At 69.4% G+C, this 18,557-nt stretch carries 22 protein-coding genes and 1 pseudogene; 9 read left to right on the forward strand and 14 right to left on the reverse strand.

The features are described 5' to 3' along the window. Nucleotides 1-21 precede the first annotated feature (21 nt). Complete coding sequence (locus tag NF20_RS18440; RefSeq protein WP_011726052.1) at nt 22-642, forward strand: cutinase family protein; 621 nt, start codon at nt 22-24, stop codon at nt 640-642. Here the strand turns inward: NF20_RS18440 and truA are convergent. The 8 genes from truA to infA all read right to left on the reverse strand — a co-directional run bounded on the left by truA (nt 639) and on the right by infA (nt 5,165). Further along, complete coding sequence (gene truA, locus NF20_RS18445; RefSeq protein WP_075362335.1) at nt 639-1,481, reverse strand: tRNA pseudouridine(38-40) synthase TruA; 843 nt, start codon at nt 1,479-1,481, stop codon at nt 639-641. The two genes, NF20_RS18440 and truA, sit on opposite strands and share 4 nt — an antisense overlap. After that, nucleotides 1,477-2,037 (reverse strand): 50S ribosomal protein L17, encoded by a 561-nt coding sequence (gene rplQ, locus NF20_RS18450; RefSeq protein ID WP_033712921.1) that lies wholly within the window; start codon nt 2,035-2,037, stop codon nt 1,477-1,479. Before rplQ ends, truA begins: the two co-directional genes overlap by 5 nt. A 28-nt stretch (nt 2,038-2,065) precedes the next feature. Beyond that, complete coding sequence (locus NF20_RS18455) at nt 2,066-3,109, reverse strand: DNA-directed RNA polymerase subunit alpha (protein WP_003873443.1); 1,044 nt, start codon at nt 3,107-3,109, stop codon at nt 2,066-2,068. A 78-nt stretch (nt 3,110-3,187) separates the two neighbouring features. Then, a complete protein-coding gene (gene rpsD, locus NF20_RS18460; protein ID WP_003873444.1) occupies nt 3,188-3,793 on the reverse strand; it encodes a 30S ribosomal protein S4 in 606 nt (201 codons plus the stop codon). An 8-nt stretch (nt 3,794-3,801) separates the two neighbouring features. Continuing rightward, complete coding sequence (gene rpsK, locus NF20_RS18465) at nt 3,802-4,218, reverse strand: 30S ribosomal protein S11 (protein ID WP_003879486.1); 417 nt, start codon at nt 4,216-4,218, stop codon at nt 3,802-3,804. Between the two features lie 6 nt (nt 4,219-4,224). Continuing rightward, entirely contained in the window at nt 4,225-4,599 is a 375-nt protein-coding gene (gene rpsM, locus NF20_RS18470; protein WP_003873446.1) for a 30S ribosomal protein S13, read from the reverse strand. 205 nt (nt 4,600-4,804) lie between these two features. After that, nucleotides 4,805-4,918: a 50S ribosomal protein L36 gene (rpmJ, locus tag NF20_RS26580; protein WP_003879483.1), complete on the reverse strand. Its 114-nt coding sequence runs from the start codon at nt 4,916-4,918 to the stop codon at nt 4,805-4,807. Between the two features lie 25 nt (nt 4,919-4,943). Beyond that, entirely contained in the window at nt 4,944-5,165 is a 222-nt protein-coding gene (gene infA, locus NF20_RS18475) for a translation initiation factor IF-1 (RefSeq protein WP_003418601.1), read from the reverse strand. A gap of 254 nt (nt 5,166-5,419) precedes the next feature. Between infA and NF20_RS18480 the strand changes: the two genes are divergently transcribed. The 7 genes from NF20_RS18480 to NF20_RS18510 all read left to right on the forward strand — a co-directional run bounded on the left by NF20_RS18480 (nt 5,420) and on the right by NF20_RS18510 (nt 12,556). Beyond that, a complete protein-coding gene (locus NF20_RS18480) occupies nt 5,420-6,268 on the forward strand; it encodes an LLM class F420-dependent oxidoreductase (protein ID WP_003873448.1) in 849 nt (282 codons plus the stop codon). Between the two features lie 16 nt (nt 6,269-6,284). Next, complete coding sequence (locus tag NF20_RS18485; protein WP_033717379.1) at nt 6,285-7,151, forward strand: LLM class F420-dependent oxidoreductase; 867 nt, start codon at nt 6,285-6,287, stop codon at nt 7,149-7,151. Between the two features lie 27 nt (nt 7,152-7,178). Then, on the forward strand, nt 7,179-8,174 hold the full coding sequence (gene rfbB, locus NF20_RS18490) for a dTDP-glucose 4,6-dehydratase (RefSeq protein WP_003873450.1): 996 nt from the start codon (nt 7,179-7,181) through the stop codon (nt 8,172-8,174). 1 nt (nt 8,175) lies between these two features. Beyond that, nucleotides 8,176-8,781: a dTDP-4-dehydrorhamnose 3,5-epimerase gene (gene rfbC, locus NF20_RS18495; RefSeq protein ID WP_003873451.1), complete on the forward strand. Its 606-nt coding sequence runs from the start codon at nt 8,176-8,178 to the stop codon at nt 8,779-8,781. Between the two features lie 232 nt (nt 8,782-9,013). Next, complete coding sequence (locus NF20_RS18500) at nt 9,014-10,138, forward strand: acyltransferase family protein (protein WP_033712925.1); 1,125 nt, start codon at nt 9,014-9,016, stop codon at nt 10,136-10,138. A gap of 99 nt (nt 10,139-10,237) precedes the next feature. Further along, nucleotides 10,238-11,383 (forward strand): acyltransferase family protein, encoded by a 1,146-nt coding sequence (locus NF20_RS18505; protein WP_033712926.1) that lies wholly within the window; start codon nt 10,238-10,240, stop codon nt 11,381-11,383. 84 nt (nt 11,384-11,467) lie between these two features. Beyond that, nucleotides 11,468-12,556 (forward strand): acyltransferase family protein, encoded by a 1,089-nt coding sequence (locus NF20_RS18510; protein WP_033712932.1) that lies wholly within the window; start codon nt 11,468-11,470, stop codon nt 12,554-12,556. Here the strand turns inward: NF20_RS18510 and NF20_RS27725 are convergent. The 6 genes and pseudogenes from NF20_RS27725 to NF20_RS18540 form a co-directional block, all read right to left on the reverse strand. Then, nucleotides 12,477-12,881 carry a hypothetical protein gene (locus NF20_RS27725; RefSeq protein ID WP_075362336.1) on the reverse strand — a complete coding sequence of 135 codons (405 nt, stop codon included), beginning with the start codon at nt 12,879-12,881 and terminating at the stop codon, nt 12,477-12,479. The genes NF20_RS18510 and NF20_RS27725 overlap by 80 nt on opposite strands. Continuing rightward, nucleotides 12,878-13,798 (reverse strand): metallophosphoesterase family protein, encoded by a 921-nt coding sequence (locus NF20_RS18520; protein WP_019734348.1) that lies wholly within the window; start codon nt 13,796-13,798, stop codon nt 12,878-12,880. The genes NF20_RS27725 and NF20_RS18520 overlap by 4 nt, the downstream gene beginning before the upstream one ends. Continuing rightward, a complete protein-coding gene (locus NF20_RS18525; protein WP_263869621.1) occupies nt 13,795-14,181 on the reverse strand; it encodes a cupredoxin domain-containing protein in 387 nt (128 codons plus the stop codon). The genes NF20_RS18520 and NF20_RS18525 overlap by 4 nt, the downstream gene beginning before the upstream one ends. Before the next feature lie 30 nt (nt 14,182-14,211). After that, nucleotides 14,212-14,919, reverse strand: a complete 708-nt coding sequence (locus NF20_RS18530) for a Rieske (2Fe-2S) protein (protein WP_033712934.1) — start codon at nt 14,917-14,919, stop codon at nt 14,212-14,214. Further along, nucleotides 14,916-15,455 carry an RNA polymerase sigma factor gene (locus NF20_RS18535; protein ID WP_023862245.1) on the reverse strand — a complete coding sequence of 180 codons (540 nt, stop codon included), beginning with the start codon at nt 15,453-15,455 and terminating at the stop codon, nt 14,916-14,918. The genes NF20_RS18530 and NF20_RS18535 overlap by 4 nt, the downstream gene beginning before the upstream one ends. Nucleotides 15,456-15,499: 44 nt before the next feature. Further along, nucleotides 15,500-16,920: pseudogene (locus NF20_RS18540) on the reverse strand (NAD(P)-binding protein). 110 nt (nt 16,921-17,030) lie between these two features. Here NF20_RS18540 and NF20_RS18545 point away from each other — a divergent pair. After that, nucleotides 17,031-18,551, forward strand: coding sequence for a CoA-acylating methylmalonate-semialdehyde dehydrogenase (locus NF20_RS18545; RefSeq protein WP_033717382.1), 1,521 nt, complete (start codon nt 17,031-17,033; stop codon nt 18,549-18,551). Nucleotides 18,552-18,557: the final 6 nt, after the last annotated feature.

The following is an 18,557-nucleotide window of genomic DNA, read 5'->3' on the forward strand; positions in this document are numbered from 1 at the left end:
CGCTGTGTGAGGCTTATCCCTGTGGGGCTGGGCGTCGGGCTGCTCGCGGGCGCAGCGGTTTTGATTGCCCCCCAATTGATTCCGCTCGCGTCGGCATCGTGTCCGGGCGTTGAAGTGGTGTTCGCCCGGGGAACGGACGAGCCGCCCGGGGTGGGGAAGGTGGGCGGCGCGTTCGTCAGCTCGTTGCGTGAGCAGACCCGCAAAAGCGTTGGCGCATACGGGGTGAACTACCCGGCGAACAAGGACTTCCTGGCCGCCGCGGACGGCGCCAACGACGCCAGCAACCACATCCAGCAGATGGCCGGCAACTGCCCGAACACCAAACTGGTGCTGGGCGGGTATTCGCAGGGCGCCGCCGTCATCGACATCGTCACCGCCGCACCGGTGCCGGGCCTGGGCTTTCGCAACCCGTTGCCGCCGCAGGCCGCCGATCACGTCGCCGCCGTCGCCCTGTTCGGGAATCCGTCGGGCCGGGCCGGCCGCCTGATGAGCGCCCTGACCCCGGATTTCAGCGGCAAGACCATCGACCTGTGCAACCCGGGCGACCCGATCTGCTCGGGCGGTTACCAGTGGGCGTCGCACCTGAGCTATGTGCCCGGATTGACCAACCAGGCAGCCAGGTTCGTCGCCGCCCGGGTCTAGCGCGAGCGCACGTCGCGGGTGATCAGGTTGCGCGCCGCCAGCTGGTCATCCGGCGGGTAGTCGACCCCGACCAGGGTCAGCCCGTGCGCCGGTGCGGTGGCGTAGTCACTGGATCGGTTTGTGGCGCTGAGCAATTCGCGACACCAGGACACCGGCCGCCGGTTCTCCCCGACCGCCAGCAGCGCCCCGACCAGGGAGCGCACCATCGACCAGCAGAACGCGTCGGCGCTGACCCTCGCAATGATCAGGTCGCCGTCGCGGGTCCAGTCCAGGCGCTGCAGGTCGCGGATGGTGGTGGCGTTCTCGCGGTGACGGCAGAACGCGGCGAAGTCGTGCAGCCCCAACAGGTCTCGCGACGCGGCGGCCATCGCCTCGACATCCAGGGGGCGGGGCCAGGCGGTGACGTAGCGGGCCTGCTGCGGCAGCACACCCCACGGGGCCGTCGAGAGCCGGTAGACGTAGTGGCGCCGCAGCGCCGAGAACCGGGCGTCGAAACCCGCTGGCGCGCGGGTGATGTCGACGACGCGGACATCGGTGGGCAGGAACCGGCCCAGCCGGCGCAGCAGCGGCCCGAATTCGGCTTCGCCGACGTGCGGTGCGCGCGGGTAGGCGTTCGGCAGCGCGGTGCCCGGCACGTCGAGATGAGCGACCTGCCCGGTGGCGTGCACCCCCGCGTCGGTGCGGCCCGCGGCGCGCAACCGCACCGGCGTGCGGAAGACGGTCGTCAGCGCCTCGTCGAGCACCCCGGCCACGGTCCGCTGGCCGGACTGAGTAGCCCAGCCCGCGAAACCTGTTCCGTCATAGGCGATATCGAGCCGCAGACGGACGTCCTCGCTAATCCTCGCTGGACCCTTCGGCCTCGTCCGCCGGCTGCGGCGCCGCGGCCTCCGCTTCCGGCGCGGCTTCCGGTGCGTCCGGCGCCGGCGCGGTCTCGACCGCTTCCGGCTCGACCGCCGCCTGCGGCGCCGCCGCCGCGGCCTCCGGGGCCTTCTTCGAGGCCTTCACCCGGCGCGCCCGGTCGGCCTCCGAGGTGACCGTCTTCTCCCGCACCAGCTCGATCACGGCCATCGGAGCGTTGTCGCCCTTGCGCGGCTCGACCTTGATGATGCGGGTGTAGCCGCCGTTGCGGTCGGCAAAGAACGGGCCGATCTCCTCGAACAGGACGTGCACCACGTCCTTGTCGCGGATCTTCTTGAGCACCTCGCGGCGGTTGTGCAGCGCACCCTTTTTCGCGTGCGTGATCAGCTTCTCCGCATACGGACGCAGCGCACGCGCCTTGGGCTCGGTCGTCTTGATCCGGCCGTGCTCGAACAGCGAGGTGGCCAGGTTGGCCAGAAGGGCCTTCTGGTGCGAAGACGACCCGCCGAGGCGAGGCCCCTTGGTGGGCTTGGGCATTGCTGACGCTCCTTAGGTCAAAGCCGTGTTACAGCTGTTCGGTTTCCGCGTAGTCCTGGTCGTCGTAGGCGGCCTCGGTGGACCAGGTGCCGGTGGCGACGTCGTAACCCGCGACCTGCGACGGGTCGAAGCTCGGCGGGCTGTCCTTGAGCGACAGGCCCAGCTGGTGCAGCTTGACCTTCACCTCGTCGATGGACTTCTGGCCGAAGTTGCGGATGTCGAGCAGGTCGGACTCGGTGCGGCTGACCAGCTCGCCGACGGTGTGCACACCCTCGCGCTTGAGGCAGTTGTAGGACCGCACCGTCAGGTCCAGGTCGTCGATCGGCAGCGCGAACGACGCGATGTGGTCGGCCTCGGCCGGCGACGGCCCGATCTCGATGCCCTCGGCCTCGACGTTGAGTTCGCGTGCCAGGCCGAACAATTCGACCAGGGTCTTACCCGCCGACGCCAGCGCGTCGCGCGGCGTGATCGAGCTCTTGGTCTCCACGTCCAGGATCAGCTTGTCGAAGTCGGTGCGCTGCTCGACACGGGTGGCGTCCACCTTGTAGGTGACCTTGAGCACCGGCGAGTAGATGGAATCGACTGGGATACGGCCGATTTCGGCGCCCGAGGCGCGGTTCTGCACGGCCGGCACGTAGCCGCGGCCGCGCTCGACGACCAGCTCCACCTCGAGCTTGCCCTTGTCGTTCAGCGTGGCGATGTGCAGCTCGGGGTTGTGCACGGTGACGCCGGCGGGCGGCACGATGTCACCCGCGGTGACCTCGCCGGGACCCTGCTTGCGCAGATACATGGTGACCGGCTCGTCCTCCTCCGAGGACACCACCAGGCTCTTGAGGTTCAGGATGATCGCGGTGACGTCTTCCTTGACGCCGGGCACGGTGGTGAACTCGTGCAGCACGCCGTCGATGCGGATGCTGGTGACGGCCGCCCCCGGGATCGAGGACAGCAGCGTGCGGCGCAACGAATTGCCCAGGGTGTAGCCGAATCCCGGCTCCAGCGGCTCGATGACGAACTGGGAGCGGTTGTCGGTGAGGACTTCCTCCGACAGGGTGGGTCGCTGAGAGATCAGCATGGTGTTTCTTCTTCTCCTTCTCGGCACCCGCTATTTGATGCCGCTAAGTACCCTGCGCCGGGTTCAGCGCAGGGGTTCTTACTTCGAGTAGAACTCGACGATCAGCTGCTCGGTGAGCGGCACGTCGATCTGCGCCCGCTCGGGCAGCTGGTGGATGAGGATGCGCTGCCGCTCCCCCACCACCTGCAGCCAGCTCGGGACGGGCCGGTCGCCCGCAGTCTCCCGCGCGATCTGGAACGGCACCGAGTTCAGCGACTGCTCGCGAACGTCGATGATGTCGTACTGCGACACCCGATAGCTGGGCACGTCGACGCGCACGCCGTTGACCGTGAAGTGGCCGTGGGTGACCAGCTGGCGCGCCATCCGGCGGGTGCGGGCCAGGCCAGCCCGGTAGACGACGTTGTCCAGGCGGCTTTCCAGGATCCGCAGCAACTCCTCACCCGTCTTGCCGGGCTGGCGGACGGCCTCTTCGTAGTAGCGGCGGAACTGCTTTTCCATCACGCCGTAGGTGAAGCGGGCCTTCTGCTTCTCCTGCAGCTGCAGCAGGTATTCGCTCTCCTTGATCCGCGCGCGGCCGTGCTGGCCGGGCGGGTAGGGGCGCTTCTCGAACGCCTGGTCGCCACCGACGAGGTCGGTGCGCAGCCGGCGCGACTTGCGGGTAACGGGTCCGGTGTAACGAGCCATGATTTCTGCTAGACCCTTCTGCGCTTCGGGGGGCGGACGCCGTTGTGCGGCTGGGGGGTGACGTCGGAGATGGCGCCGACCTCCAGCCCGGCGGCCTGCAGCGACCGGATCGCCGTCTCCCGGCCCGAGCCCGGGCCCTTGACGAACACGTCGACCTTGCGCACGCCGTGTTCCTGCGCCTTGCGGGCCGCGTTCTCGGCGGCCAGCTGGGCGGCGAACGGGGTCGACTTCCGCGAGCCCTTGAACCCGACGTGACCGGACGACGCCCAGGCGATGACGTTGCCCTGCGGGTCGGTGATCGTCACGATCGTGTTGTTGAACGTGCTCTTGATGTGGGCCGCGCCGTGCGGGACGTTCTTCTTCTCCCGGCGGCGGGTCTTCTGCCCCTTCTTGGGGGCAGCGGCTGCCTTCTTGGCTGGTGGCATGGGTGGTTACCTGGCCTTCTTCTTGCCGGCGATGGTGCGCTTGGGGCCCTTGCGGGTGCGCGCGTTGGTCTTGGTCCGCTGGCCGCGCACCGGCAGGCCGCGGCGGTGCCGCAGGCCCTGGTAGCAGCCGATCTCGATCTTGCGCCGGATGTCGGCCTGGACCTCGCGGCGCAGGTCACCCTCGACCTTGAGGTTGGCCTCGATGTAATCGCGCAGGTGGGTCAGCTGGTCATCGGTGAGATCGCGGGTGCGCAGGTCCCGGTCGATGCCGGTGGCCGCCAGGATCTCGTTCGACCGGGTGCGGCCGACACCGTAGATGTAGGTCAGGGCGATCTCCATCCGCTTATCGCGCGGCAGATCGACGCCGACTAGTCGAGCCATGGGTGGCGTTCCTCTTTTTCTCTGCGGAGGTCTGATCCCAGCCCGTTCCCGGTTCCCCTGGGGGATTCGCGGGGCCCGGCCTCCGTCCGGGCGTGTCCGAGCGGCGCTGATTCGTCTTTTTTGGCGCTTGACGCGCCAGGCAGCTCGGTGGTGCTGGGAGGTCTGCATTCAGTTGTGTCGGGGGCCGGGCGAACCCGGCCGCGGCTCAGCCTTGTCGCTGCTTGTGGCGCGGATCGGAGCAGATCACCATGACCCGCCCATGCCGACGGATCACCCTGCACTTGTCACAGATTGGCTTGACGCTCGGGTTGACCTTCACGGCTGTTCGATCCTGTTCTGTGTCGTTACTTGTAGCGGTACACGATGCGGCCCCGGGACAGGTCGTACGGAGACAACTCCACGACCACCCGGTCCTCGGGCAGGATGCGGATGTAATGCTGCCGCATCTTGCCGCTGATGTGGGCAAGCACCTTGTGACCGTTCTCCAGCTCAATGCGAAACATCGCATTGGGCAGGGGCTCGACCACGCGGCCCTCGACCTCTATGGCGCCGTCCTTCTTGGCCATAACTGGTTAAAAATCCTCGTCGTTTAGTCTCGTTCGGGTATGCGCCCAGGTCGGCGCACCATTGCACACCGACTTGGAACGTGAGCCGGTGACAGGAAATTCCTAGGACTGGACACACAAAAAGTCGGCGCGGATGCCGCACCGTCGTTCTACGATACCTGGTTTTCGGCCGCCACCAAAATCCTCCTGACGAGCGCAGACCCCCGGCCGGCGGGGGCCGGAATAGCGGCCCGCGGACGCCGGTTGCCACGACCATGACCCAAGCAGCAGGCAAGCCCGATCTCGGCCGGTTCGGATCGTTCGGACGCGGCGTCACACCCCAGCAAGCCAAGGACATCGAGGCGCTCGGCTACGGCGCCGTCTGGGTGGGCGGTTCCCCGCCGGCCGAGCTGGCCTGGGTGGAGCCCCTTCTGGAGGCGACGACGACGCTGCAGGTGGCCACCGGCATCGTCAACATCTGGACCGCGCCCGCCGGGCCGGTGGCCGAATCCTTCCACCGGATCGAGGCGGCCTACCCGGGCCGCTTCCTGCTGGGCATCGGCGTCGGGCATCCCGAGGCGCACACCGAATACCGCAAGCCCTACGACGCGCTGGCCGACTACCTGACCCGGCTCGACGAGTACGGCGTGCCGGCCGGCCGCCGGGTGGTGGCGGCGCTGGGGCCGCGGGTGCTCAAGCTGTCCGCCGAGCGCTCCGCCGGGGCGCACCCCTACCTGACCACGCCCGAGCACACCGCCCGGGCCCGCGAGCTCATCGGCCCGTCGGCCTTCCTGGCGCCCGAGCACAAGGTGGTGCTGACCACCGACGCGGAGCACGCCCGGGCGGTCGGCCGCAAGGCGCTCGACATCTACTTCAACCTCGCGAACTACCGAAACAACTGGAAGCGGCTGGGTTTCACCGACGACGAGATCACCCGGCCGGGCAGCGACCGCTTGGTCGACGCGCTGGTGGCATATGGCAGCGTGGACCGGATCGCCGCGCGGCTGCGCGAGCATCTGGACGCCGGCGCCGACCACGTGCCCGTGCAGGTGCTGACCAAGGATGAAAACCTGGTCTCGGCGCTGGCCGAACTGGCGGGGCCGCTCGGACTGAAACCGTCCTGACCACAGGGGGAGCCGGATGACTGAGGGAGTTTCGCTCAAGCCCGACCTGGGCCCGTTCGGCGTGTGGCTGTCCACCCGGTCCATCACCGCCGAACTGGCCGCCCGGATCGAATCGCTGGGCTACGGCGCCGCCTGGATCGGCGGGTCACCCGACGCCGAGCTGTCCTGGGTGGACCCCGCCCTGGCCGGCACCACCTCGCTGCACCTGGCCACCGGGATCGTCAACATCTGGTCCGCGCCGGCCGCGGCCGTCGCCGAGTCGTTCCACCGGATCGAAAGCGGCCACCCCGGAAGGTTTTTGCTGGGCATCGGGGCCGGCCACCGCGAGCACACCCGGGAATACGTCAAGCCGTACGACGCGGTGGTCTCCTACCTCGACGAGCTCGACGCGGCGGTGATCCCGACCAGCCGGCGGGTGCTGGCCGCGCTGGGACCGCGGATGCTGCGGCTGGCCGCTCAGCGCAGCGCCGGCGCGCACCCCTTCCTGACCACCCCGGAACACACCGCCAAGGCGCGCGAATTGGTGGGCGGCTCGGTCTTTTTGGCGCCCGCGCACAAGGTCGTGCTCACCACCGACCGGGACCGGGCGCGGGCGGCCGGCCGGCAGGCCATCGAGCACAACCTGGGCCTGAGCAATTACGTGCACAACTGGCTGCGACTGGGGTTCACCGAGGCCGACCTGCGCCCACCGGGCAGCGACCGGCTGATCGACGCGGTGATCGGCTACGGCACCCCGCAGGCCGTCGCGGCGCGACTGCGGGAGCATCTGGACGCCGGGGCCGACCACGTGGCGATCCAGGTGCTGGGCGGGGATTCCGAGGAGACGCTGCTGCCCGCGCTGACCGAATTGGCCGATGCTCTGGGGCTGACTCGGACGAACTGACCGATCGGCTCCGTTAGGGTTTGGGTCATGCGGTTACTGGTCACCGGCGGCGCGGGTTTCATCGGCGCCAACTTCGTGCACAGCACCGTTCGCGAGCATCCCGAGGACTCGGTGACGGTGCTCGACGCCCTGACCTACGCGGGCCGGCGCGAGTCGCTGGCCGGCGTCGAGGATTCCATCCGGCTGGTGGTCGGCGACATCACCGACGCCGAGCTGGTGTCGCGGCTGGTCGCCGAGTCCGACGCCGTGGTGCACTTCGCCGCCGAGAGCCACGTCGACAACGCGCTGGCCGGCCCGGAGCCGTTCCTGCACACCAACGTGGTGGGCACCTTCACCATCCTGGAGGCGGTGCGGCGTCACGGCGTGCGGCTGCACCACATCTCCACCGACGAGGTGTACGGCGACCTCGAGCTCGACGACCCGAACCGGTTCACCGAGTCGACGCCGTACAACCCGTCCAGCCCGTACTCGGCCACCAAGGCGGCGGCCGACATGCTGGTGCGGGCCTGGGTGCGCTCGTACGGGGTGCGCGCGACAATCTCCAACTGCTCCAACAACTACGGCCCGTATCAGCACGTCGAGAAGTTCATCCCGCGCCAGATCACCAACGTGCTCACCGGCCGCCGCCCCAAGCTGTACGGCACCGGCGCCAACGTGCGCGACTGGATCCACGTCGACGACCACAACAGCGCGGTGCGCCGCATCCTGGAATCCGGCGAGATCGGCCGGACCTACCTGATCAGCTCGGAGGGTGAACGCGACAACCTGACCGTGCTGCGGACGTTGCTGCAGATGATGGGGCGCGACCCCGACGACTTCGACCACGTCACCGACCGCGTCGGACACGACCTGCGCTACGCTATCGACCCGTCCACGCTGTACGACGAATTATGTTGGGCGCCAAAGCACACCGACTTCGAGGAGGGCCTGCGTGAGACCATCGACTGGTATCGCGCGAACGAATCGTGGTGGCGGCCGTTGAAAGACGCCTCGGAAGCGCGCTACGAAGAACGCGGGCAGTGACGTGTCGGCCCGCGAACTGAAAGTCCCCGGCGCCTGGGAGATCACCCCCACCGTGCACGGCGACGCCCGCGGCCATTTCTTTGAATGGCTGACCGACAAGGGGTTTCGCTCCTTCGCCGGTCATCGGCTCGACGTCCGGCAAGCCAACTGCTCGGTGTCCGCGGCGGGTGTGCTGCGCGGCCTGCACTTCGCCCAGGTGCCGCCCAGCCAGGCCAAATACGTGACCTGCGTGCGTGGTTCGGTGTTCGACGTGGTCGTCGACATCCGGGTGGGTTCGCCCACGTTCGGGCAATGGGATTCGGTGCTGCTCGACGACGCCGAGCACCGCACGATCTACATCTCCGAGGGTCTGGGGCACGGATTCCTTGCGCTGCAAGACAATTCGACGGTGATGTACCTGTGCTCGGCGGAATACAACCCGGGGCGCGAACACACCATCTGCGCCACCGATCCCGCGTTGGGGATCGACTGGCCGCTGGTGGCCGGCGCCGCGCCCACGCTGTCCGAGCGCGACGCCGCGGCCCCCAGCCTGGAGGAGGTTCGCGCCTCGGGGTTGCTGCCCACCTGGGCGGAGACGCAAGCATTCATCGAGGGTTTGCCGCGCTGATCGTCTCGACCCGCATTGCCCGCAACCGTTATCCCGCAACGCAGTTGGCGCTCGCCGTGCGCACAAGCCGGGATCGCCACCCGACCGTTTTATTCAACACGTATCAAGTAACGCCGCGGTTGCAGCGCCCTGATCGGCCCAGTAGCGTGAACCGGCCCAATTCGGCGTTCGGTGACGTTAGGATGGCGCCGATGATGCCGATGATGCCCGTTTCGGATGACGGGAAACGTCGATGAAACTCGGGCAGGTGTTCGACCCGCGCAGCAACGCACTCAACGCGTGGCGGTTGGCGCTCGCGGCCGAGGTCATCTTCTGGCACACCTTCCCGATCCGCGGTCACCTCCCGTCGGTGCGGGCCGTCCTGCAGCTGTTGCTCTGCGTCGGCGTCGACGGGTTCTTCGCGATCTCGGGCTTCCTGATCACCGCGAGCTGGCTGAGCAATCCGCAGCTGCGGGCCTACCTGGCCGCCCGCGCGCTGCGCATCCTGCCCGGCTTCTACGTCTGCATGATCGTGACCGCGTTCGTCTTCGCCCCGCTCAGCGTGGCGATCCAGGGCGGGTCGCCGGCTAGGCTGTTGTTCTCCTACGCGCCGTTCGAGTACGTGCTGAAGAACATCGCGGTGTTGTGGCTCAAACCCGACGTCGGGGGCACCCCGCACGACATCCCCAACGCGGGCATCTGGAACGCCTCGCTGTGGTCGCTGTTCTGGGAGGTGATGTGCTACCTGGTCGTGGCCGCGATCGGCGTGGCCGGACTCGCCAACCGCCGCTGGGTGTCCCCGGTGATTCTGGTGGCGGCGGCGATCGGGGCGTCGTTCCTGCCGCCGGTCACCTTCCCTGAGGTGTTCCACCACCCGGAGGGCAACGTCGCGACCGCCCTCGTCTTCCTGGCCTGCCGGGCGGCCATCATGTTCTCGGCGGGCGCGCTGCTGTACCAGTGGCGCGACGTCATTCCGGCCCGCTGGTCGCTGGTGGCGGTGTGCGTGGTCATCGTGCTGGTCGCCGGCCAGCTGCCCGACTACCGGGTGGTGGCCGCCCTTCCGCTGGCCTACGCCGTCGTCGTGTCCGGCTCCCTGCTGCACAACCGGCGGTTGTGGTTTCGCACCGACCTGTCCTACGGCATGTACATCTACGCCTACCCGGTGCAGCAGCTGCTGGCCGTGCTCGGGCTGCTCAGCCTCAACCCGGTGGTGTTCTGCCTGGCCGTCGCGGCGGCCACCGTGCCGCTGGCCGCGGCGAGCTGGTTCCTGGTGGAGAAGCCGGCCCGCGCGCTGAAGACACGGTTGAAAAGGAAGGCCGCCGCCACCGCCGAGCAGGCGGCGATGGTGCTGCCGCCCGAGGTCCCGGGTGTGGCGTAGCGGCGCGGCCGGGCACCCCGTCGCCCGCGTCCCCTGCTCGCCGCCTTCGGCCGATACGATGGCGCCGACGGCGCGCGGTGGGCACGGAAACGGAGGCGGATGAAGCTCGGGCAGGTATTCGATCCGCGGCGAAACGCGCTCAACGCGCTTCGGCTGGTGCTGGCCGCCGAGGTGATGCTGTTCCACTCCTGGCCGATCACCGGTCACATGCCGCCCAAGTCCATCCTGCAGCTGTTCTTCTCGGTGGGTGTGGACGGGTTCTTCGCGATCTCCGGTTTCCTGATCACCCGCAGCTGGCTCAGCGACCCCCGGCTGCGTGACTATCTGACCGCCCGCGCCCTGCGCATCCTGCCGGGCTTCTATATCTGCCTGATCGTGACGGCGTTCGTGTTCGCCCCGCTCAGTGTGGTGATCCAGGGTGGCTCGCCCGCCAAGCTGCTCGGGTCCGCCGCCCCGCTGGAGTACGTCCTGAAAAACAGCGCGATCGTCTATCTGCAGCCGAGCATCGACGGAACGCTGCACGGGGTGCCGGGCGGCAACGCCTGGAACGGTTCCATGTGGTCGTTGATCTGGGAACTGCTGTGCTACCTCGTCGTCGCCGCTATCGGCGTGGTGGGGCTGGGCTACCGTCGCTGGATTTCCCCGTTGATTCTGGTGCTGGCCACGTTGGGGGCATTGGTCGTGCCGCCGCTGACATTTCCCGGGGTGTGGACCATCCCGCAGCTCGCGGTCCGCTCGGCCATCATGTTCTCGGCCGGGGCGGTCATGTATCAGTGGCGAGACGTCATCCCCGCCCGCTGGTCGCTGGTCGCGGTCGCCCTCGCCATCGTCGCCGCGGCCGGGTTCCTGCCCGACTACCGGGTGGTCGGTGCCCTCCCGCTGGCCTACGCCGTCATCGTGACCGGTTCCCTGCTCAAGAGCGAGCGGTTGGTGCTGCGCACCGACCTGTCCTACGGCGTCTACATCTACGCCTTCCCCACCCAGCAGCTGCTGGCCGTGTGCGGGCTGGCGACGCGGTTGCATCCGGCCCTGTTCTTCCTCGCCTCGGTGGCGGCCACGCTGCCGCTGGCGGCGGCCAGCTGGTTCCTCATCGAGAAGCCGTCGATGGCCCTCAAACGCCGCCTCAAGCGCAAGTGGACCGGCCCGCGGGCCGCCGAAAGCGACCCGCGGGTGTCGCAGGCCGAGCCCGCCCCGGCCGACGTGCTCGCCGACCGCCCGGCCCCAGAGGCGCCGGGACACTTCTAGCCGCGGCTCGGCCGGTGCCGGTAATATGCCGCCCCAGTGCGGGGGGCGTCCATAGTGCGGGGGGCATAGGACAGGCGGAGGCCGATGACCCTCGGGCAGGTGTTCGATCCGCGGCGCAACGCGCTGAATGCGTGGCGGCTGCTGCTGGCGGCCGAGGTGATGCTGTGGCATTGCTGGCCGATCACCAACCGGTTGCCGCCGGCGGCGACGCTGCAGCTTCTCTTCTCGGTCGGGGTGGACGGGTTCTTCGCGGTCTCGGGGTTCCTGATCACCCGCAGCTGGCTAGACGATCCGCGACTGCGCGACTTTCTCGCCGCGAGGGCCCTGCGTATCCTGCCCGGCTACTACGTGTGCCTGATCGTCACCGCGTTCGCGGTGGCCCCGCTCAGCGTGGCGATCCAGGGGGGCTCGGTGGGCGCGCTGCTGTCCTCCGGCGCGCCGCTGGAGTACCTCGCGAAGAACAGCGCGGTGGCCTACGTCCACCTGAACATCGGCGCAACACCCGGCGGCGTACCGCATCCGGGGGTCTGGAACGGCTCGTTGTGGTCCCTGGTCTGGGAGGTGGCGTGCTACCTCGCCGTCGCCGCCATCGGCGTGGCCGGGCTGGCGGATCGCCGGTGGATGTCCGTCGCGGTGTTGGCGCTGGCGGTGGTCGGGGCGGCCTTGGTGCCGCCGCTGACCTACCCGGGGCAATGGACCGTCGCGCAGCTGGCGGTGCGCTCGGCCATCATGTTCGCCGCCGGGGCCGTGGTCTACCAGTGGAAGGACGTGATCCCGGCCCGATGGTCGCTCGTCGCGGTGTGCGTCGTCGTCGTGGCGGCGGCCAGCCGGCTGCCCGACTACCGGGTGGTGGCCGCGCTGCCGCTGGCCTACGCGATCATCGTGTCCGGCGCCCTGCTGCGCAACCGCCGGCTGCGGCTGGCCACCGACCTGTCCTACGGCGTCTACATCTACGCGTTTCCGGTCCAGCAGCTGCTGGCGGTGTGCGGGCTCGCCCGGCTGCCGGTGGCGGTGTTCTTCCTGACCGCCCTGGCCGCCACCCTGCCGCTGGCCGCGGCCAGCTGGTGGTTGATCGAAAAGCCGTCAATGGCGCTCAAACGCCGGCTGCGCCGGAAGTGGTCTGCGGCCACCACCGCCGAACGCGGGCATCCGGCAACCACAGCAGCACGGTGAGCACCTCGGCGGCCACGCTGATCGCCGCGTACGGCGCCGGATCCCAGCCCCGCTCGGCGAAGCCGAACAGCCCGACCGTACGTGACGCCGCGAACGCTGCCAGCGAGCCGCCGGCCACCGCGGCGCCGGCCCAGCTCAGCCAGCCCGGCCCGCCGGCGCAGATCAGCAGCGCGACGGCGAACGACACGCTGGCCTGCACCAGGAACGCGACCCCGATGCCCGGAATGTGTTGGTAGCCATGCACATACAGGTAGGCGTGGCTGAGCGCGCTGACCGTCAACGACGCGGCGATGCCGAACCGAGTGGCTATTGTCGTCAAAGTCATTGCAGGGTCCGCTCTTTCAGTGCCAGAACGGTGTCGCCCCGGCTGTAGGCGACCTCGCGCACGCCCAGCGCGTCGCGCAGCCTGCCGGCGGGCAGGGTGACCGGCTTGGGTGCCGGCCCGTCGCCCGGGTGCGGGAGCGGGTAGGCGGTGGTGGTGCCGCTGTGAAAGGTCACGTTGTCCTCGGTTTTGGAGAACAGTTGGTGCACATGGCCGTTGAGGCAGGTAACGGAGGCGAACCGGCGCAGATAACTCAGTGCCTGCGCGGCGTCGTCGGTGCCCCAACCCCATTGCGGGTACATCGCGAACAACGGGATGTGGCTGAACACGATGATGGGAGTGTCGCTGGACAGGCGGGCGACGTCCTTTTTGACGAACTCCAACTGGTCGGCGCCCAGGTGCCCGAGCTTGCGCAGATTCAGCGTGTTGACCAGCGCGATCAGGTGCACGCCGGCCACGTCGAGGCTGTACCAGCCGTCACCGGCCGAACCCGCCCCGAAGACGCTGCGGTACTTCTGCCCCGCGTCGTCGACCGAATCGTGCTCGCCGGGCACGGTGAACACGTGCGGGGTCTTGAGCGCGCTCATCATCTGCTTGGCCTGGTCGAACTGCTCGGGGGTGGACAGGTGGGTGAGATCGCCGGTGTGGATGACGAAATCCGGGGTGTAGCCCAGGTTGTTGACCTGGTCGATGGCCCGGCCGAAGGTGCCCGCCACGTCGGGGTTGGGGGCGCCGGTGAAACCGAGGTGGCTGTCGCTGATCTGGGCGAACCGCAGGGTGGGCTGGGCGCGGGTGTGCTGTGCGGCCGCCCGGCCGGCGACGTGGGAGATCACCTCGCCCCCGGTCACGGCGAACCCCACCGCCGCCCCGAACCACGCCGTGTGCCGGATCAACTGCCGGCGGCTCATGTTCGGATTCATCCCGTCACCACCACGGTGCCGCGCATCATCGGGTGAATCGAGCAGACGTAGTCGAAAGTTCCCGCGGCGGAGAAGGTGTGGGTGAAGACGGCCCCGGTGCCCATGCCCGGTGAGTGGAACGACCCGTCGCTCGCGGCCACCGTGTGAGGTTCCTCGTCGCGGTTGATCCAGGTGACGGTGGTGCCGGCGGGCACGGTCAGGGTGGCCGGCGCGAACGCGAAGCCGTCGATGACGACCTGATTGGGGCCGGCCGCCGCCGGCGCCGCGGTGACCGGCGTCTGGGTGCTGGACGTGCCGCCGCCCGCGGCGGGCCGCGGAGCCGAGCAGCCGGCCACCGCCACGGCGACGGCCAGCGCCGCGGTCAACGATTTTGCAAGGGTCATGCCCACAGATAGGGCCGCGGGTTACACGGCTCAGGTGCGGCGCACCGGGGCGAACACCTCGATGACGCCGTCGGCCTCGCGAACCATCAACGCCGGCAACGGTTTCGGCTCGATCGGCAGCTGGTGGGTGAGCACCTTTCCGCTGGGCGAGAACGACGTGGTGTGGCAGGGGCAGCGCAGCGTGTCGTCGGGCGCGTCGAACCACAGCTTGCATCCCTGATGCGTGCACACCCCGGATATCGCCTGCACCTTGCCGTCGACGCGGCGGACGAACCCGCTCACCGCGCCCAGGTCGAAGGCGCGCAGGACGCCGTCGGACACCTCCGAGCTGGCCGCGACCCGCTGCCAGCTGCCCTGGTTGGGGGCCAGCGTCCCGGACGCGGTCTGCGGGGCGCGATCCGGGCCGGACTGCCCGGCGATCACGGTGCGGTCGATGGACACCGCGGCGACCGCGGCGGTGGCGGCCGCCGAGGTGCCGACGATCACCTGGCGGCGGGTGCTGCCGCGCCCGGGCCGCGGTCGGGTCGGCGCGCCGGACATCTGCTCGGCCAGCCGCCGGTGCAGATCGGCGAGGAATTCCGGGCGCGGCGCGTCGGCCACTTCGGAGTCCGGCCGGGCCGCCCGCAGCTCGATCGCGGTGCGCAGCTGGGCCGCCTCGAAATCGTCGGGCAGGAACGGCCGGGGCCGGCGGCCCCGCAACAGGTCGTCGACGTAGCGCCGCAGCCCTCGCGCGTTCATGGCCGGCCTCCCTCGTTGACCTGTGCCGCCAGCCGCAGCGCACGGTGCTGCAGCACCTTGGCGTTGGCCACGCTGATTCCGAGTTCCGCGGCTGCCTCCTTGATCGAATTACCTTGCAGGAAGCGCGATTCCAGGATGCGGCGATAGCGGTCCGGCAGGCTGTCCAGCACCCGGGCGACGCGCTGCGGGGCGGTGCTGATCGCGTCGGGGTGCTCGGGCGGTTGTTCGATGTCCTCGATCGAGGTTATCTCCCGCCCCAACGTCTCGCGCCAGTGCGCGGCCAGCACCGTGCGGGCGGTGGCACGCAGGTAGGCGCGCACCTCGGCGGCGCTGGCGGTCAGCCGCAGCGGCCGCAACGCGGCCAGGAAGACCTCGGCGGTGAGGTCCTCGGCGTCGGCCCGGTTGCCGACCCGGGCGAACAGCGTGCGATACACCCAGGCCGCGTTGTCGGAGTAGACGGCTTCCCAGTCCGGGTAGCCGCCCTCGGGCACCGCGCGCAGCGGTCGCGGGCCGACGGGTTCGTTGTGTGCCGCCACCTGCCTCCTTCACCGCTATGAAGTATCGGCTCGGGTTACACGGGTCAGCTCGCGGCGAGTGCAGCCTCGGCAGCCAGCAGTTCGCCCAGCCTGGCGGCGGTGGCTGCGAACACCGACTTGGCGATGCCCAGGATCCGCGCCCGCACCCGGGGTTTGGCCGACGCCGACGGCAGCAGGTGGCCGATCAGATGCCCGAACAAATCCAGCCGCGCGCCGGACAACCACGTCATCAACTCCGGGTCGTCGAACCAGCGCAGCTGATTGGTGTAGTCGGCCAGCGCCAGCCGCAGCCAGTCGACGTCGGTGTCGGGGTGCGGCAGGGGCACGCAGAGCTCGTTTCGGCGCGCGTCGTCGCCGTAGCCGGCCTCCACGTGGGCGATCAGCGCGGCGGAGAAAATCTGCTGACAGCCGCGCACGCTTTGCAGCGTGATTCGCCCGGGTGTGAAAATCGGTGTGGCTGGCCGCTTTTCGGCGCCATCGGCGGTGCAGTCCAGGTAGAGCGCGCGACCGTCGACCGCGACGGCGCCGCCGTCGAGCTCCATCGCGCCCGGCTCGACGGAGCGCAGGTGGCCAGCCGCACCACGTCGGTGATCCGGCGCAGCTGCTCGAGTTCGAGCCGGGTGACGGTCGCGCAGCGGTACATGGTGGGCCGCACCGCCGGATCGATGCGCAGCAGCAGGCCGGCGCCCTCGAGCCGGGAAAACAGCTCGGCCACCGAACCGGCTTCGTTGATGGCGCGCAGCTGGGCGGTGAAGCTGTGTTTGATCTGCTCGGCGAACAACGCGCCGGGCTGCATCGTCGCGCGATCCAGCAGCCAGGAATCCCGGGGCATGATCCAGGTCAGCCGGTCCGGCTCGACGCCCTGGCCCAGCAGCCACAGGCAGGTGTCGATGCCGGTCTTGCCGGCCCCGACGACGACGTAGCGCTGATACCCGGGCCGGCGCGGCAGCTCGTTGGGCGGCACACAGTCGACGCCGTCGCCGACGGTGTAGGGCGGTGGGCGCATCGCCGGCACGCTGACGTGCATGTAGGTGGCGTCGACGATGCGGCGGGTCACCTCGACGGTGTGGTCGGCGCCGGCCAGCGTGCGAAACCGCCCGTCGCCGCGGTACTCGCTGTCCGGGAAGTAGCGCACGCGCCCGGTCGGCAGCAGCCGGGTGCGCATGACGCGGTCGTAGTAGGCGCAGATCTCGTCGGCCGTCGCCAATTCGTAAAGGCCGCGGTTCCAACCGATTTGGTCGATGCTGTCGCCGCCCAGGCGCAGGGAGTTGACGCCGTAGAACGCCGAGGGTTGGTGCAGCCGCACGAACGGATACGCCATGGTCCAGTGCCCGCCCGGCGCGTGATGGCGGTCCACCACCACGACACGGGCCTGCGACGCGGTCTCGGTGACCAGCGTGTCGATGAACGCCATGCCCATGGCGCCGGCGCCGACCACCAGGTAGTCGGCCTCGATGGTGTGCATACAGGCCTCAGGCTAGCCCCGGGCGCCGCTTGCCAAGGCCGGAACCGGGTTACTAGGATATGCAAGTATCCGCGTCACGTCCCGTGCCGTCCACCACATTCGAGGGCCCCATGACCACACAGATTCCGCACTTCATCGACGGGCAGCGCACCGCCGGGCAATCCACTCGCACCGCCGAGGTCTTCGACCCCAGCACCGGGGCCGTCCAGGCGCAGGTGCCGATGGCGGGCCGGGCCGACATCGATGCCGCGGTGGCTTCGGCCATCGAGGCGCAAAAGGGTTGGGCCGCAACGAATCCGCAACGCCGCGCCCGGGTGCTGATGCGTTTCATCGAGCTGGTCAACCAACACAACGACGAGCTGGCCGAGCTGCTGTCGCGCGAGCACGGCAAGACCCTGGCCGACGCCAAGGGCGACATCCAGCGCGGCATCGAGGTGATCGAGTTCTGCGTCGGCATCCCGCACCTGCTCAAGGGTGAGTACAGCGAGGGCGCCGGGCCCGGCATCGACGTCTATTCGCTGCGCCAGCCGCTGGGCGTGGTCGCCGGCATCACCCCGTTCAACTTCCCGGCAATGATCCCGCTGTGGAAGGCCGGGCCAGCGCTGGCCTGCGGCAACGCGTTCGTGCTCAAGCCCAGCGAGCGCGACCCGTCGGTGCCGGTGCGGCTGGCCGAGCTCTTCGTCGAGGCGGGCCTGCCGCCGGGCGTGTTCCAGGTGGTGCACGGCGACAAGGAGGCCGTCGACGCCATCCTGAACCACCCCGACATCCAGGCGGTCGGGTTCGTCGGCAGCTCGGACATCGCCCAGTACATCTACGCCGGGGCCGCCGCCACCGGCAAGCGCTCGCAGTGCTTCGGCGGCGCCAAGAACCACATGATCGTGATGCCCGACGCCGACCTGGACCAGGCCGTCGACGCGCTGATCGGCGCCGGGTACGGCAGCGCCGGCGAGCGCTGCATGGCGATTTCGGTCGCGGTCCCGGTCGGCGACAAGACCGCCGACCGGCTGCGGGCCCGGCTCGTCGAGCGGATCAACAACCTGCGGGTGGGGCACAGCCTGGACCCCAAGGCCGACTACGGCCCGCTGGTGACCGAGGCCGCGGTGGCGCGGGTGCGCGACTACATCGACCAGGGCGTGGCCGCCGGCGCCGAGATCGTGGTGGACGGCCGCGAACGCCGCAGCGACGACCTGACTTTCGGGGACGCCAACCTCGAGGGCGGCTTCTTCATCGGGCCCACCCTGTTCGACCACGTCACGCCCGACATGTCCATCTACACCGACGAGATCTTCGGGCCGGTGCTGTGCATCGTAAGGGCGCAGAACTACGAGGAGGCGCTGCGGCTGCCCTCCGAGCACGAGTACGGCAACGGGGTGGCGGTGTTCACCCGCGACGGCGACGCCGCCCGCGATTTCGTGTCCCGGGTGCAGGTCGGCATGGTCGGGGTCAACGTGCCGATCCCGGTGCCGGTGGCCTACCACACCTTCGGCGGCTGGAAGCGCTCCGGCTTCGGCGACCTCAACCAGCACGGGCCGGCGTCGATCCAGTTCTACACCAAGGTCAAGACCGTCACCTCGCGGTGGCCGTCCGGCATCAAGGACGGCGCCGAATTCGTGATTCCCACAATGGATTAGAACCGA

Origin of the sequence: Mycobacterium sp. MAC_080597_8934, from assembly GCF_000523975.1 — a bacterium.
GTDB lineage: Bacteria > Actinomycetota > Actinomycetes > Mycobacteriales > Mycobacteriaceae > Mycobacterium > Mycobacterium avium.

Excerpts from the sequence above, each read along its gene's own strand:
- rplQ (WP_033712921.1), bottom strand. The coding sequence starts at position 2,037 with ATGCCCAAGCCCACCAAGGGGCCTCGCCTCGGCGGGTCGTCTTCGCAC.
- NF20_RS18455 (WP_003873443.1), bottom strand. The coding sequence starts at position 3,109 with ATGCTGATCTCTCAGCGACCCACCCTGTCGGAGGAAGTCCTCACCGAC.
- rpsD (WP_003873444.1), bottom strand. The coding sequence starts at position 3,793 with ATGGCTCGTTACACCGGACCCGTTACCCGCAAGTCGCGCCGGCTGCGC.
- rpsK (WP_003879486.1), bottom strand. The coding sequence starts at position 4,218 with ATGCCACCAGCCAAGAAGGCAGCCGCTGCCCCCAAGAAGGGGCAGAAG.
- rpsM (WP_003873446.1), bottom strand. The coding sequence starts at position 4,599 with ATGGCTCGACTAGTCGGCGTCGATCTGCCGCGCGATAAGCGGATGGAG.
- infA (WP_003418601.1), bottom strand. The coding sequence starts at position 5,165 with ATGGCCAAGAAGGACGGCGCCATAGAGGTCGAGGGCCGCGTGGTCGAG.
- NF20_RS18480 (WP_003873448.1), top strand. The coding sequence starts at position 5,420 with ATGACCCAAGCAGCAGGCAAGCCCGATCTCGGCCGGTTCGGATCGTTC.
- NF20_RS18485 (WP_033717379.1), top strand. The coding sequence starts at position 6,285 with ATGACTGAGGGAGTTTCGCTCAAGCCCGACCTGGGCCCGTTCGGCGTG.
- rfbB (WP_003873450.1), top strand. The coding sequence starts at position 7,179 with ATGCGGTTACTGGTCACCGGCGGCGCGGGTTTCATCGGCGCCAACTTC.
- NF20_RS18500 (WP_033712925.1), top strand. The coding sequence starts at position 9,014 with ATGAAACTCGGGCAGGTGTTCGACCCGCGCAGCAACGCACTCAACGCG.
- NF20_RS18505 (WP_033712926.1), top strand. The coding sequence starts at position 10,238 with ATGAAGCTCGGGCAGGTATTCGATCCGCGGCGAAACGCGCTCAACGCG.
- NF20_RS18510 (WP_033712932.1), top strand. The coding sequence starts at position 11,468 with ATGACCCTCGGGCAGGTGTTCGATCCGCGGCGCAACGCGCTGAATGCG.
- NF20_RS27725 (WP_075362336.1), bottom strand. The coding sequence starts at position 12,881 with ATGACTTTGACGACAATAGCCACTCGGTTCGGCATCGCCGCGTCGTTG.
- NF20_RS18520 (WP_019734348.1), bottom strand. The coding sequence starts at position 13,798 with ATGAATCCGAACATGAGCCGCCGGCAGTTGATCCGGCACACGGCGTGG.
- NF20_RS18525 (WP_263869621.1), bottom strand. The coding sequence starts at position 14,181 with ATGACCCTTGCAAAATCGTTGACCGCGGCGCTGGCCGTCGCCGTGGCG.
- NF20_RS18530 (WP_033712934.1), bottom strand. The coding sequence starts at position 14,919 with ATGAACGCGCGAGGGCTGCGGCGCTACGTCGACGACCTGTTGCGGGGC.
- NF20_RS18545 (WP_033717382.1), top strand. The coding sequence starts at position 17,031 with ATGACCACACAGATTCCGCACTTCATCGACGGGCAGCGCACCGCCGGG.